Raw genomic sequence first — 13,590 nt, forward strand, 5'->3', positions numbered from 1 at the left:
CATCTCCGCATCGGGTCGCACGTAAGGTGTCGAGTGCCAGACCCAACGACGCGTGAGGCGGACCATGAACGACAACGGGCGGACCACAGTGACCAGGCGGACAGCGATCGGTGGCGCGGCGGCGGCGCTGGCGGCGGCCGGCTTCCAGGCGGCCCCGGCGTACGCCGGCAGCGGTCACGGCCACGACAAGACCGTGCGGCTGAGCGTGCTCGGCACCACGGACCTGCACGGCAACGTCTTCAACTGGGACTACTTCAAGAACGCCGAGTACGACGACTCCGCGCACAACGACATCGGTCTGGCCAAGATCTCCACCCTCGTCACCGCGTTCCGGGAGAAGGTTGCCAAGGACCGGCATGCCCCGCGACCGCTGCTGGTCGACGCCGGCGACACCATCCAGGGCACCCCGCTGGCGTACCACTTCGCGAAGATCGAGCCCATCACAGGCGGGCACCTCCACCCGATGGCCGCTGCGATGAACGCGATCGGGTACGACGCCGCCGCGCTCGGCAACCACGAGTTCAACTACGGCCTGGACATTCTCCGCCGGTTCCAGCGCCAGCTGAGGTTCCCGCTCCTCGGCGCGAACGCGCAGGACTGGACCACGGGCCTGCCGGTCTTCCCGCCGTACGTGCTGAAGCGGGTGCACGTGCCCGGCCGGGCGCCGATCACGGTCGGCATCCTCGGCCTGACCAACCCCGGCATCGCGATCTGGGACAAGGCGAACGTCGAGAACAAGGTGAAGTTCGGCGGGATCGTCGAGCTGGCCAAGCTCTGGGTCCCGCGGGTCCGCAAGGCCGGCGCCGACATCGTGATCGTCTCCGCCCACTCCGGCATGGACCTCTCCTCGTCGTACGGCGACGCGCTGCCGGTCCCGGAGAACGCATCGGTCCTGATGGCCGAGACGGTTCCCGGCATCGACGCCGTACTGGTCGGACACGCGCACCAGGAGATCCCCGAGCGGCTGGTGACGAACAAGGTCACCGGCGAGCAGGTCGTACTGACCGAGCCGCTCAAGTGGGGCATGCGGCTGTCCGTGATCGATCTCGACCTGCAGCACGTCCGTGGCCAGTGGAAGGTGGTCAGCCGGCACAGCCAGGTCCTGAACGCCAACACCGTCGCCGCCGACCCGAAGGTCGTCGACGTCCTGCAGAAGGACCACGACACCGTCGTCGGCTACGTGAACTCGAAGATCGGCACCAGCAAGCAGGCGATGTCCGCGGCGACCGCGCCCTGGGAGGACACCGCCGCGCTCGACTTCATCAACTTCGTCCAGGCCGACGCGGTCTCGAAGGCCCTCGCCGGTACGCCGCAGGCCGCGCTGCCGGTGCTGGCCATCGCCGCGCCGTTCAACCGGGCGGCCAACATCCCGGCCGGTGACGTCTCGGTCCGCGACGTGGCCGGGCTCTACATCTTCGACAACACCCTGCTCGGCGTGACGATGACCGGCGTCCAGATCAAGGCGTACCTGGAGTTCTCCGCGCAGTACTACAAGCAGGTCAGCGGCACCGGCCCGTTCGCCTCCGGCGATGTCACCAACGCCCCGACGGCGACCGCGCCGTCGGGCACGCCGGACTACAACTACGACGTGATGGGCGGCCTGACCAAGCCGCTCACCTACAAGATCGACATCGCCAAGCCCGTCGGCAGCCGCATCCTCGACCTCCAGTACGACGGCGCTCCGGTCACCGACGACCAGCAGTTCGTCGTCGCGGTGAACAACTACCGCCAGTCCGGCGGCGGCAACTTCCCGCACGTTTCGAAGGCCCCCGTCGTCTACAACCGTCAGGTCGAGATCCGCCAGCTGATGATCGACTACGTCACCGCCACCGGCGAGGTCGACCCGGCCGCCTTCCACACCGTCGACTGGTCGCTCGTCTCCAACGGTGCACCCATCGTCGTCAACCCTTGAGGTAAGAACGCGTCATACCCGGACATCTACCGGGTATGACCGACTTGCTGACGAGAGGGGTCCGGCGCGTGACCGAGTCTCCGCCGGACCCCCGGCTAGCCCGTTTCGAGGACCTGTTCGCCTGCCACCACGACGACGTACTGCGCTATTTCGTCCGCCGGCTCGACATCCGTGCGGACGCGGCCGACCTGGTGGCCGAGACGTTCCTGATCGCCTGGCGCCGGCTGGACGGCGTACCGGACGGTGAGGTACTGCCCTGGCTGTACGGCGTCGCCCGCCGGGTCCTGAGCAACCACTACCGCGGTGAGACCCGCCGCCACGGCCTCGCCGACCGCCTTCGCGATGACCTGCGGACCGCGCCGGCCGCGGAGCCTGCCGCTTCCGAACTGCACCATGCAGCCGAGTCGTTCCGGCAGTTGTCGGAGACCGATCGCGAGGTGCTCTCCCTGGTCGCCTGGGAGGGCCTGGACGCGACCCAACTCGGTGCAGCGCTCGGGTGTTCGCGCAATGCCGCAACGGTTCGCCTGCACCGCGCCCGCCGCCGCCTCGAGCGACTGCTGGACAACACCCCGCACCCGGTTTCGATCCGAGGAGACCAGTCATGACCAACCACACCCTTGATCTCCTCCGCCGCCTGGACCCGGTCGCGACGGACGATCCGGCCGACGCCGTCCGTCCCGAATCCCGGGCCGAGCTCCTCGACGGAATCACCGCGACCACGCAGGTCGCGGTGCTCAGGAAGAAGCGGCGGCGGGTCGTGCCGCTACTGGCTGCCGCGGCGACGGTGGCCGCGCTGTCCTTCGGCGTTCTCCAGGTCCCGGACGGGAAGGGCGGGCAGCAGCCCGTGCTCGGGCCGGCGTTGGCCTTCGCCACCGAGGGCAAGACGCTCAAGATCCGGGTGCTGGACGCGCAGGCCGAGTCGGCGAGGTTCAACCGGGAGCTCAAGGAGCACGGCCTGAACATCACGCTGGAGCTCAAGCCGGCGTCGCCGGCCCTGGTCGGGGTGCAGTTGGGCATGGGAGTCGGGTTCGCGCACCCCCCACGCCTTACGAAGGACATCGACCGTGATCCGTTCAAGACGACGGTCTACCCGGCGGACTGCCGCCCAACGCATGTGCCGTGTGTGCCGGAGTTCACCATTCCGCTGAACTACCCGGACAAGGCCACCCTCGTCTTCGGCCGCACCGCCAAGCCCGGTGAGAAGTACCTCGCGGCGACCAGCATCGACCGGCGGGGTGAGGTGCTCGAAGGGGTGCGCTTCCAGGGCCGCCCGGTCGGCCAGGTCACCAAGCTGCTCGCGGCGCGCGGGCGCACCGTCGAGTACGTGCGGGCCCGAACCTATGACTCTGCGGTGCCCAACCCGCCGAAGACGTGGAAGGTGGACGACGGGGTGGCCGTCAACGATCATCACGTCCGGCTCTACGTCCGTCCCTAGCGGTACGCCGCCTCCTGGGCGTTGCGCTTGCCGACCAGGAACCACAGCGCGCTACCGATGAACGGCGCGATCACGATGAAGACGATCCAGACCAGCTTCATACCGCCGGAGGCGGACGAGAAGAGAGCGCTGAAGAAGGCGCCGATGACGAGCAGGGCGTAGGCGGCCAGGACGGCGATGATGCCGGCGGCGCCGAGGAAGCCCCAGGTCTGGTCGGTCGACGTGGTGGTGTGAGCGATGAGGGTGATCATGCCTCCAGCATCTCGGGGATGGATGCTGGGGGCATCGGTCGTGCGGCTTCACCTGCGCTAGTACGAAGGTGTTAGACGCTGCGTCGTTCGTCGGTGACGCTACGGTTTGGGTATGCGACTCGCGTGGTGGGACGGTAAGCGCCGGATCCTGGCGTTCGACGTCCTGTTCGCGGCGCTGGTGGCGACCGGCCTGGTGCTGGAGATCACCAAGAACGAGGAGCTGCGGTGGTACACGGTCCCGTTGGTCACGGTGCCGTTCGTAGCAATGATCGTCCGGAGGCGGTTCCCGCTGCTGTTCATGGCGATCACGCCGGTCGCGCAGTGGTGGCCGAGTGTCCAGGTGACGATCGCCGCGTACACCGTTGCCAGCCGCAAGGGATTGCACTGGCAGACCGCGGTCTCCTTCCTGTACGGCGCTGCCGTGCTCGTGCTCTGGCCGTTGAACCGCCAGATCAGCATTCCCGAGTCTGTCGGGTACGTCGTGTTCTTCGACCTGGTACCGATGCTGATCGGTCTCTGGATCTATCAGCGCCGTGCGTTGCTGGCCGCGTTGCGGGACCGCGCCGAGCAGGCCGAGCGCGAGCGTGACCTGCGTTCGGAGCGCGTGGTGGTGGCCGAGCGCCGCCGGATCGCGCGGGAGATGCACGATGTCGTCGCGCACCGGGTCAGCGCGATCGCCTTGCAGTCAGGCGCGCTGACGATGACGGCGCCGGACAAGCAGACCGAAGAGGTCGCCGAGGTGATCCGCAAGACCAGTACGGCGGCGCTGACGGAACTCCGCGAGATTCTCCAGGTACTGCGGGACGAGCTGCCCGGCGAACCGGGACACGTCGCGCCGGCGCTGGACGCCGTACCGGTGCTGGTGGCGGATGCGATCGCTACCGGGCTCAAGGTCGAGCTTCGGTTGCCGGATCCCCTTCCGGACGTGTCGCCGGCGTCCGGGCGAGCGGCGTACCGGGTGGTGCAGGAGGCGCTGACGAACGCGACCAAGCACGCGCCCGGCGTCGTGGTGACGGTCGACATCACCGCCAATCAGGAGAATCTGGCGGTCGAGGTGAGCAATCCGCGCGGTGTCCGGTCGGCGGAGGTGCCGGGGTCCGGGTTCGGCCTGGTGGGGATGCAGGAGCGGGTCTCGCTGGCGGGTGGCACGCTGCGGACCGGCTGGGACGACGGCGTGTTCAAGGTTCAGGCAACCCTCCCGACGAAGGCGGCGGAATGATCAAGGTGCTCCTGCTCGACGACGAAGGGCTGGTCCGCAACGGCATCCGGCTCATCCTGCAGGCCGGCGGGACCGCCGAGGTCGTTGCCGAGGACACCAATGGCGCGAACGTGGTGGAGCTGGTCGAGAAGTACCGCCCGGACGTCGTGCTGACGGACATCCAGATGCCGCAGGTGAACGGGATCGAGGTGACTCGGCGGGTGACCGCGCTGCCGGATCCGCCGGCGGTCGTCGTACTGACCACGTTCGACCTGGACGAGTACGTGTACGAGGCGCTGCAGGCTGGTGCCACGGGATTCTTGTTGAAGGACATCGCGCCGCGGGCCCTGGTCGAGGCGGTGGAGCAGGCGGTCCGCGGCGATTCGATGCTCTCGCCACGGATCACGAAGCGGCTGATCAGCTCCTACACCGCCCGGCCGGCGCCCGGTTCGGCCGAGGCGGCCGCGGATCCGCTGAAGGAGCTCACCCCGCGCGAGCGGGAGGTCGCGATCGAGGTCGCCGAAGGGCTGAGTAACGCGGAGATCGCCGGCAAGCTGGGACTGAGCGAGTCGACGGTGAAGGTGCACATCACCCACATCATGGCCAAGCTCGGCCTCTCGAACCGGACCAAGCTGGCCCTGCTGGTGCACGACATCGGCCTCGCCTAAGACCTCAGGATGACAGACGGTCCCACCCGCGGGCCGACGATCTCCGGGCCTGCGCTGCCTAGGTTCGAGGCATGTTGAAGAGATCCGTCGCAGCAACCGTTGCCCTGACCACCTTGGCCGCCGTCGGCCTCGCCGTACCGTCGTCTGCCGCACCACCTGGTACGGCGGGCGCTCCCGGGGTCGGTGACACGATCTGGCCGCAGCTCGGCAACGGCGGGTACGACGTGGTCGACCAGCGACTCGACCTGCGCTTCGCGAAGGGGCTGGCGAAGTACACGGCGACCACCACGCTGACCGCGCGAGCGACCCAGAACCTGAGTTCGTTCGACCTCGACCTGCTCGGTCCGACGGTGACCGGTGTTCGGGTGGACGGCATACCGGCGGCCTGGAAGTCAACCCCACAAGGCGAACTGGTCATCACGCCGACGAAGTCCGTCCGCAAACACCTGCGCTTCGTGGTGCGGGTCGACGTTCGCAACGACGTGTCGGAGGTCTCGGAGAACTCCGTCCTGCCGCCTGGACTGGTTCGGTACGAGGGATTCGTCCAGGCGCTCAATCAGCCATCGGGCGCCCGGAAGATCCTTGCCGTCAGCGACCATCCGGCCCAGAAGGCGCCGGCCACCTTCACCATCACCGCACCCTCCGAGCTCAATTCGATTGCCAACGGCAAGCTGATCGGTACGACGAAGTCCGGCGGCATGACGACCCGCGTCTTTCGCGAGCGCCCCAAGATCGCGCCGGAGTTGATGCAGATCGGGGTCGGCCCGTTCAGCGTCCTGCATCGCAAGGGTCCGCACGGTCTGCCGCTGCGGTACGCCGTACCGACCGCGCAGCTGGGCGCCATCGAGCCGCAGCTGAAGTCGTTCGACGAGTCGGTGCGCTACCTGGAGAAGCTGCTCGGCCGGTTTCCGGGGTCCGAGGCGGGGTCGTACATCACGCCGTTGGGCGGTGAGCTCGAGACGCAGGGCCTGACCATGATGACCGCCTCCGCGATGACCAAGGAGGGCTTCGAGCGCAACGGGACCGCCGGCGTCGTACTGCACGAGGTCGCGCACGAGTGGTTCGGCAACTCGGTGTCGCCGCGCCGCTGGTCGGACCTCTGGCTGAACGAGGGGCATGCGGTCTTCTACGAGCGGCTCTTTGCCGAGGGCAAGTACGGCGCCGACCTGGTCGACGGGATGCGCTCCGACTACGAGAACCGCGGGAACGAGATCCTCGCCCAGGGCCCGATCGCCGCGCCGGACCCGTCGAAGTGGACCGGGCACCTGACCGACATCCGCCCGTACGGCGACGCCCAGTACTCCGGGGGATCGCTGGCGTTGTTCGCGCTGCGGCAGGAGGTCGGCGTACCGACGTTCGAGGCGATCGAGCGGGCCTGGGTGCACCGCTACGCGAACTCGACCGCCGGCACCGAGGACTACATCCGGCTCGCGTCAGCCGTGGCTCACCGCGCTCTCGGGCCGTTGCTGCGCTCCTGGCTCTACGGGAAGACGCTCCCCGCGATGCCCGGGTACCCGGACTGGAAGGTCGGTCCGAAGTCTTGACCACCCCAGAGGCTAAGTGATTTAGTCACTTTGTGACTTACTCAGCATCCGAGGCGCCACCCAGCCTGTCCGACCGGTTGACCGAGTCGATTCTCGGCATCATCCGGGACGGCGGGCTGGGCCCCGGGGACGCCATCCCGTCGGCCCGTGAGCTCGCGAAACGGTTCGAGATCACCACGCCGACCATCCGGGAGGCGCTGCGCAAGCTCGAGGCGACCGGCGCGGTCGAGTTCCGGCACGGCTCCGGGACGTACGTCGGCCCGACGATCAACAACGTGGTCCTGGCCAATCCGCACCGGCCGCCGATCACCAAGGAGTCGGTGCTGCAGCTGATCAGCGCCCGCCTGGTTCTGGAGCCGGCCATCGCCGCCCAGTCGGCGGTTGCCCGGCAGCCGGAGAACCTGGAGCGGCTCGAGGCGGCCGTCACCAACGCGCTGGTCCCGCCCGGTGGGCCGTCGTTCGCGCTGAACTTCCATGTCGAGCTCGCGGCCGCCTCCGGCAACCCGCTGCTCGAGGAGGTACTGGCCTCGCTGCTCAAGGTGCGGGTCCGCGAGCAGCAGCAGATCCGTGCGCTGTACGACAACCGCACGCAGGATCACGAGGAGCACGTCGCGATCCTGGAGGCCGTCCGGGACCGTGATTCCGAGCGCGCCGAGCGGCTCACCCGTGAGCATCTGGACAACATCCGCGGGGCAGTCGAAGCCGCTGCCGCGATCGACTCCGTATCCGATGCTGGGGGCTCCCATGCGGCTCGCTGAGATGACGACCGACGAGGCTGCCGCGGCGGTACGCCGTTCGCCGCTCGTGATCATCCCGGTCGGTGCGCAGGAGCAGCATGGCGGCGGGATGGCGATGTCCACCGACACCGTCCGCGCCGTCGGGGTCGCCGACCGCGTGGCCGAGCGACTGGCCGGACGAGCAGTCGTGGCGCCCGTCGTACCGTATGGCGTCTCGCCGCACCACCTTGCCTTCGCCGGCACGATGTCGTTGTCTCCGGCAACCTTCATGCACGTGCTCCGGGACCTGATCGACAGTCTGCGATCGCACGGCTGGCAACAGTTCCTGGTGGTGACCGGGCACGGCGGCAACAACGCCGCGCTGTCCGTGCTGGCGCAGGAGTACCTCCGCGAGGACCTCACCTTCACCTGGACGCCGGTCACCGAAGTGGTGGCCGATCTGATCACCGATGTCAGCGAGGTGCATGGCCACGCAGGTGAGGCCGAGACCGCGCAGATGCTGTACCTGGCGCCGCACCTGGTCCAGGCCGACCGCCTGGAGCCCGGCGCCACCACGCTCGACGAGCTCTCCGTACCGGCCCGGCTGGCCCGTCGCGGTCGGGGGCCGCGGCTGTCCGTCGGATTCGACGAGTACCACAAGCGTGGCGTCCTGGGTGACCCCCGAACCGCCACTGCCGAAGCCGGCCGTCTCCTCGTGGAGACCGCCGCCGACCGCATCGCCACCTTCGCCGACGAACTCCTCTCGGCCTGACCCGCTGCACCCCACACCCCCCACCCCCGTCCCGCCGCTTCCCCCCGCCGCACCTCATGGGTTCACCCACGAGGTTGTGGGTTATGCACCCGCATGCGGTGGGGGAATCCACCATCTGATGGGTTAACCCATCAGATGGCGGGGCGGGAGGGGGCGCCGTCCCCTGCCTGAGGAGGCACCCTGATGAGACTCGCACGCCCGAAAGTCCTTGGCACGATCGTCGTGGTGGCCGGCCTGGTGACCGCCGCCACTGTGTTGCCGACGGCAACTGCGGCGACCGCCGCGCGCACTGCCGGCTGCGGGAAGGCGGCGACCACCGGCGACTACACGGTGCAGAGTGGTGGTCTGACACGCACGTACCGGCTGCATGTGCCGGACAACTACAAGTCGTCCAAGACCTATCCGCTCATCCTCGTCTTCCACGGCCGCGGCAAGACCGGCGCGCAGACCGAGGCCTTCTCCGACCTGTCGAAGCTCGACGCAGTGGTTGCGTACCCCAACGGAGTCGTGGGTGACGAGGCCAAGCAGGCTTGGCAAGGAGCGCCGTACTCGGCCAAGGGTGTCGACGATGTGAAGTTCACCGCCGACCTGCTCGACCAGCTGGAAGCCAACTACTGCGTGGACACCCGCGCGGTCTACGCGACCGGAAAGTCGAACGGCGCCGGCTTCACCGGCATCCTCGCCTGCAAACTCGCCGACCGGATCGCCGCGATCGCTCCGGTGGCCGGTGCGTTCTACATCGAGGGCGGCAGCTGTACGCCGAGCCGCCCGGTCCCCGTTCTCGACATCCACGGCACCGGCGACACCACGATCCCGTACGGCGGCGACGGTCAGCGCGATCTGCCCGACGTACAGACGTGGGTGCGCGACTGGTCGGTACGCAACCATTGCGATCCGAGTCCGCGCGAAGCGCAGGTCGGCGACGACGTACTGAAGGTTACCTACAAGGGATGCGACGCTGACGTGGTGCATGTCGCGGTCACGGATGGTGGGCACAGTTGGCCGGGTTCGGACGCCTCGTCGGGGCCTGGGTACGTCACGCAGACGTTCGAGGCTTCTGAGCTGATCGGCTCCTTCTTCAAGGCGCACAAACGATGAGTACGGCGACCTCCGACACGAGAGAGCTGCCGCGCCTGGTCCGGGCGATGGCCGTGATCGAGCGGGCCGGGAACGCGTTGCCGCATCCGTTCTGGTTGTTCTGGATCCTGTCCGGGATCCTCGCCGTGGTGAGCGCGATCCTGGCCGCGCTCGACGTGTCGGTGATTTCGCCGAAGGACGGCAAGACGGTCGCCGTGCAGAACCTGCTCTCCGGCGACGGCCTGCAGATGGCCGTCTCCACCGCGATCTCGAACTTCGCCGAGTTCCCGCCGATGGCGACCATCGTGGTCGTCATCATGGGGGTCGCGCTGGCCGAGCGGACCGGCTTCCTGCAATCGCTGATGAAGATCAGCGTCTCCCGGGTACCGACCTCGATGGTGGTCTTCGCGGTCGCCTTCGCCGGCACCATGTCGCACGTCGCGTCGGCGGCGGCGTACATCATCCTGGTCCCGCTCGGCGGACTCGCCTTCCGGGCGGTCGGGAAGTCGCCGATCCTCGGCATCGTCGTCGCCTACACCGCGATCGCCTCCGGGTACGACGCCAGTCCGATCCCGACGCCGAACGACGCGATCTTCGCCGGAATCACCGAGGCTGCCGCGAAGACGATCGACCCGAACGCCTCGGTGTCCCCGCTGTCGAACTGGTTCTTCAACATCGCCTCGTCGGTGCTGCTCGCGCTCGTGATCACGCTCGTCACCAAGCTGGTGCTGAGCAGACGCGCCGACCTCGAGGCCGATTCCGACGCGCCCGGCGACGACCCGAACGCGCTGACGCTGTCCGCCCGCGAGCGGACCGGGTTGCTGCGGGCAACGATCGTGTTCGGGATCGCCGCCGTCGCGATCGTCGCCGTACTGGTGCCGCACAACTCGCCGCTGCGTGGCGAGAACGGCAGTATCGTCGAGTCGCCGTTCCTGGACGGGATCGCGATGGTCGTCGCGGTGCTGTTCGGCCTGGTCGGCATCACGTACGGCGTCACCGTCGGCGCGATCGAGCGGGCGGCCGACGTACCGAAGCTGATGGCCGAGGGGATCAAGCAGATGGCGCCGGTGCTGGTGCTGTTCTTCGCGATCGCGCAGTTCCTGGCCTACTTCAGCTGGAGCAAGATCGGCGACCTGCTGTCGGCCGAATCGGCCCGCTGGCTGGGCGATCTCGGGGCGCCGACGATCGTGATCTTCCTCGGCATCCTGGTGCTGCTGACGCTGATCAACGTCCTCGTCACCAGCGGGTCGGCGATGTGGTCGCTGACCGCGCCGATCCTGGTCCCGATGATGATGCTGCTCGACGTGCCGGCCGAGACCACGCAGGCGCTGTTCCGGATCGCCGACTCGGGCTCGACCGCGATCACCCCGATGAGCCCGTACTTCGTGATGGCGCTGGGGTTCCTGCAGCGTTATCGCAAGGACGCCGGTGTCGGCACACTGGCGTCGTACACGGTGCCGTTGGCGGTCGCGATGACGATCGCCTGGACGCTGCTTTTCCTGGCCTGGTGGGGGCTGGGGATCCCGCTGGGTCCGGGCGCTCCGGTCAGGTGAGTGAAACCCCGGCGGCACGCAGGTCGCTCAGGGCCTGCTCCGTGCTGCCGGGGGCCACGCCGGCGGTCAGTCCGGTGAGGACCGTCGTACTGAAGCCTTCGACGCGGGCGTCCAGCGCGGTCGCCCGCACGCAGTAGTCGGTGGCGATCCCGCAGACATCGACGTCGGTGACGCCGTGCTCGCGCAACCACTCGGCCAAGCCGCGGCCGCCTTCGTGGGACTTGCCCTCGAAGCCGGAGTAGGCCGCCGCGTATTCACCCTTGTCGAAGATCGCGTCGAACGGCTGCGGGTCCAGGTTCGGGTGGAAGCTGACCCCGTCGGTGCCGGCCACGCAGTGTCGCGGCCAGGAGTTCACGAAGTCCGGCTCGTCGGAGAAGTGGTCGCCCGGGTCGATGTGGTGGTCGCGGGTGGCGACGACGTACTGGTACCGGCGCTCGTCCGGCTCGGCCTCGTGCCATTTGTGCACCAGCTCGCCGATCCGGAAGGCGACATCGGCGCCTCCAGTGACCGCCAGGCTTCCGCCTTCGCAGAAGTCGTTCTGCACATCCACCACGATCAGTGCGCGCGTCATGTCCCCACGGTACAACCGGTCACTGCTGCAGCAGGGCACCTCCGGTGACTCGGATGATTTCGCCCTGGATCGCCGGCGTCCGGGGCGAGGTCAGGAACAGGATCGTGTCGGCCACCTCGGTGGTGTGCGGCAACCGCCGTGCGCTGAACGTCTTCGCAATCGCGTCGGTCACCTCCGGCGGGATCACCCGGTGCTTGCCGTCCTCGAGGGTGATTCCCGGCATCACCACGTTCACCAGTACGCCGTCCGCGCCCAGGTCGTAACTCAACGCGGTCACCAGTCCGTGCAGCCCCGCCTTGGCGGCGCCGTACGGCCACGAACCCGGCAGCGGGCGCGCGGTGACGTCGGTCGACACCAGCACCAGCCGGCCCGCTTCGGACCGCCGCAGCGCGGGTGCGACCTGCTGAACGAAGCGGAAGTTGCCCTCGAGGTTCGCCCGCAGCACCTCGGTCCACCAGTCCTCAGGCGCGTCCTCGATCTTCTCCGGCCGCCCGTGGAAGCCCAGACTGCCCCAGTTGACCGCGTTCCCCACCGCGACGTCGAGCCCACCCCAGCGCTCGATCACGGCCGCCGCCGCAGCCTCGATCGACGCCGGTTCGTTCAGATCCATCGGTACGGCGAAGCCCTGGCCGCCGGCCTGCTCGACCTCGGCCACGACCTCCTCGGCCGCCTCCTTCCGCGACCCGTAGGTGATCGCGACCCGGGCGCCTTCCCGCCCGTACCCGATCGCCGTCGCCCGCCCGATCCCGGACGACCCGCCCGTCACAAGCACCGCCGCGTCCCGCAGTCCCAGCTCCATGAACCCACTCCGTGTGATAGTTAGTCGGCTAATAGCTAGAACTTAGCCGACTAACTATCGGGACGCAAGCGGCGTGCGTCCGGTACTGTCCGCGCGGGGGATTCACTCGTTTGGACTAGGTGGGGGATACATGAACATCGATTTCGGGGCCGACGCGACCTTCTCGTGGTACGTCGTGCTGCTGTTCGTCTGTGGCGCCGCGATGGTGGTGATGGCGCTGGTGAAGAGCGTCGAGCAGTCGGACGGGGCGCGGATCCTCAGTGGGATCGTCGGCGCGGCCTTCCTCGGCTACGGCTTCTATCTGAACTTCATCTTCCAGGGGGACAGTTACTGGATGTTCTTCCAGGCCTTCTTCCTGCCGGCGTTGCTGGTGGTCAACTTCGTGCGCGCGATGATCGCGCGGCCGCGGGTGCGGCGGGACTGATCGGATGCGGGTGCTCTGGCACGCCGATCATCGGCGGGTGCCGTGGAAGAACGGGCTGGGGCTCACCTATGAGGTGGCCCGGTCCGAGGCGGCTCACTCCGACGGGGCTCGCTCCGACCTCGAGGACTTCGACTGGCGGGTGAGCTTCGCGGCGGTGGAGCGGCCGGGGCCGTTCTCCAGTTTTCCTGGGGTTGATCGGATCATCACCCTGGCGTCCGGTTCGCGGTTGACGTTGCAGTTGGCGGACGGCGACGTACGGGAGTTGCGGCCGTTCGAGCCGTTCGCGTTTCCGGGTGAGGCCGAGGTTCGGGGTGTGCCGTCGGGGCCGACGATGAATCTCAACGTGATGACGCGGCGCGGCCGTGCGAACGCCACGGTGGTCTGCCGCCGGATCGCTGACCGGTCGACGCTCGACCTGAGCGGAACGACCTTCCTGGTCGTGCTCGCCGGCGTCCTGATGGTCGAGGACGTCATCATCGCTCCGCGGGATGTGGTTCGCGATCTGCCTGACCGGCTGACGGTCACCGGCGACGGCGTGGTCGCACTGGTGGCGATCGATGTATCAGGCAACGGGCCGGCCGACTCCGAACAATGAGCCGGACGCCGTTCGGCGGTTTTGTGCTGCATTCTTGAATTCACCAAACAAACGCTCTGCGTGAACAATTCCTGA

Annotated in this window: 15 protein-coding genes; 12 read left to right on the top strand and 3 right to left on the bottom strand. The window is 68.2% G+C overall.

Annotated elements, in window-relative coordinates; translation table 11 throughout:
* Nucleotides 1-64: 64 nt before the first annotated feature.
* From ABZS29_RS15560 to ABZS29_RS15570, 3 genes are all read left to right on the top strand, one after another.
* Nucleotides 65-1,912 carry a 5'-nucleotidase C-terminal domain-containing protein gene (locus ABZS29_RS15560; RefSeq protein ID WP_355462310.1) on the top strand — a complete coding sequence of 616 codons (1,848 nt, stop codon included), beginning with the start codon at nucleotides 65-67 and terminating at the stop codon, nucleotides 1,910-1,912.
* 68 nt (nucleotides 1,913-1,980) lie between these two features.
* Nucleotides 1,981-2,517: a sigma-70 family RNA polymerase sigma factor gene (locus ABZS29_RS15565; protein ID WP_355462312.1), complete on the top strand. Its 537-nt coding sequence runs from the start codon at nucleotides 1,981-1,983 to the stop codon at nucleotides 2,515-2,517.
* Entirely contained in the window at nucleotides 2,514-3,347 is an 834-nt protein-coding gene (locus tag ABZS29_RS15570; protein WP_355462314.1) for a hypothetical protein, read from the top strand. The genes ABZS29_RS15565 and ABZS29_RS15570 overlap by 4 nt, the downstream gene beginning before the upstream one ends.
* On the opposite strand, the gene ABZS29_RS15575 is transcribed toward ABZS29_RS15570, so the two are convergent.
* On the bottom strand, nucleotides 3,344-3,598 hold the full coding sequence (locus ABZS29_RS15575) for a PLD nuclease N-terminal domain-containing protein (protein WP_355462315.1): 255 nt from the start codon (nucleotides 3,596-3,598) through the stop codon (nucleotides 3,344-3,346). The genes ABZS29_RS15570 and ABZS29_RS15575 overlap by 4 nt on opposite strands.
* 112 nt (nucleotides 3,599-3,710) lie before the next feature.
* Between ABZS29_RS15575 and ABZS29_RS15580 the strand changes: the two genes are divergently transcribed.
* The 7 genes from ABZS29_RS15580 to ABZS29_RS15610 all read left to right on the top strand — a co-directional run bounded on the left by ABZS29_RS15580 (nucleotide 3,711) and on the right by ABZS29_RS15610 (nucleotide 11,126).
* Complete coding sequence (locus ABZS29_RS15580; protein ID WP_355462317.1) at nucleotides 3,711-4,817, top strand: histidine kinase; 1,107 nt, start codon at nucleotides 3,711-3,713, stop codon at nucleotides 4,815-4,817.
* Nucleotides 4,814-5,464, top strand: coding sequence for a response regulator transcription factor (locus ABZS29_RS15585; protein WP_355462319.1), 651 nt, complete (start codon nucleotides 4,814-4,816; stop codon nucleotides 5,462-5,464). The genes ABZS29_RS15580 and ABZS29_RS15585 overlap by 4 nt, the downstream gene beginning before the upstream one ends.
* 71 nt (nucleotides 5,465-5,535) lie before the next feature.
* Nucleotides 5,536-7,008 (top strand): M1 family aminopeptidase, encoded by a 1,473-nt coding sequence (locus tag ABZS29_RS15590; protein WP_355462321.1) that lies wholly within the window; start codon nucleotides 5,536-5,538, stop codon nucleotides 7,006-7,008.
* Between the two features lie 32 nt (nucleotides 7,009-7,040).
* Nucleotides 7,041-7,766: an FCD domain-containing protein gene (locus ABZS29_RS15595; protein ID WP_355462323.1), complete on the top strand. Its 726-nt coding sequence runs from the start codon at nucleotides 7,041-7,043 to the stop codon at nucleotides 7,764-7,766.
* Nucleotides 7,753-8,496 carry a creatininase family protein gene (locus ABZS29_RS15600; RefSeq protein WP_355462325.1) on the top strand — a complete coding sequence of 248 codons (744 nt, stop codon included), beginning with the start codon at nucleotides 7,753-7,755 and terminating at the stop codon, nucleotides 8,494-8,496. The genes ABZS29_RS15595 and ABZS29_RS15600 overlap by 14 nt, the downstream gene beginning before the upstream one ends.
* 183 nt (nucleotides 8,497-8,679) lie before the next feature.
* The gene (locus ABZS29_RS15605) at nucleotides 8,680-9,594 is read left to right on the top strand and encodes a PHB depolymerase family esterase (protein WP_355462327.1); all 915 of its coding nucleotides are present in this window, start codon (nucleotides 8,680-8,682) and stop codon (nucleotides 9,592-9,594) included.
* Nucleotides 9,591-11,126: an AbgT family transporter gene (locus ABZS29_RS15610; protein ID WP_355462329.1), complete on the top strand. Its 1,536-nt coding sequence runs from the start codon at nucleotides 9,591-9,593 to the stop codon at nucleotides 11,124-11,126. The genes ABZS29_RS15605 and ABZS29_RS15610 overlap by 4 nt, the downstream gene beginning before the upstream one ends.
* Here the strand turns inward: ABZS29_RS15610 and ABZS29_RS15615 are convergent.
* Both ABZS29_RS15615 and ABZS29_RS15620 read right to left on the bottom strand, forming a co-directional pair.
* Nucleotides 11,119-11,697 carry a nicotinamidase gene (locus ABZS29_RS15615; RefSeq protein WP_355462330.1) on the bottom strand — a complete coding sequence of 193 codons (579 nt, stop codon included), beginning with the start codon at nucleotides 11,695-11,697 and terminating at the stop codon, nucleotides 11,119-11,121. The two genes, ABZS29_RS15610 and ABZS29_RS15615, sit on opposite strands and share 8 nt — an antisense overlap.
* Before the next feature lie 19 nt (nucleotides 11,698-11,716).
* A complete protein-coding gene (locus tag ABZS29_RS15620) occupies nucleotides 11,717-12,496 on the bottom strand; it encodes an SDR family oxidoreductase (RefSeq protein ID WP_355462332.1) in 780 nt (259 codons plus the stop codon).
* Between the two features lie 130 nt (nucleotides 12,497-12,626).
* Between ABZS29_RS15620 and ABZS29_RS15625 the strand changes: the two genes are divergently transcribed.
* Together ABZS29_RS15625 and ABZS29_RS15630 are read left to right on the top strand one after the other, a co-directional pair.
* Entirely contained in the window at nucleotides 12,627-12,920 is a 294-nt protein-coding gene (locus tag ABZS29_RS15625) for a hypothetical protein (RefSeq protein ID WP_355462334.1), read from the top strand.
* 4 nt (nucleotides 12,921-12,924) lie between these two features.
* Nucleotides 12,925-13,515: a HutD family protein gene (locus ABZS29_RS15630; protein ID WP_355462336.1), complete on the top strand. Its 591-nt coding sequence runs from the start codon at nucleotides 12,925-12,927 to the stop codon at nucleotides 13,513-13,515.
* Nucleotides 13,516-13,590: the final 75 nt, after the last annotated feature.

The sequence above is a fragment of the Kribbella sp. NPDC005582 genome, from assembly GCF_040605415.1.
GTDB lineage: Bacteria > Actinomycetota > Actinomycetes > Propionibacteriales > Kribbellaceae > Kribbella.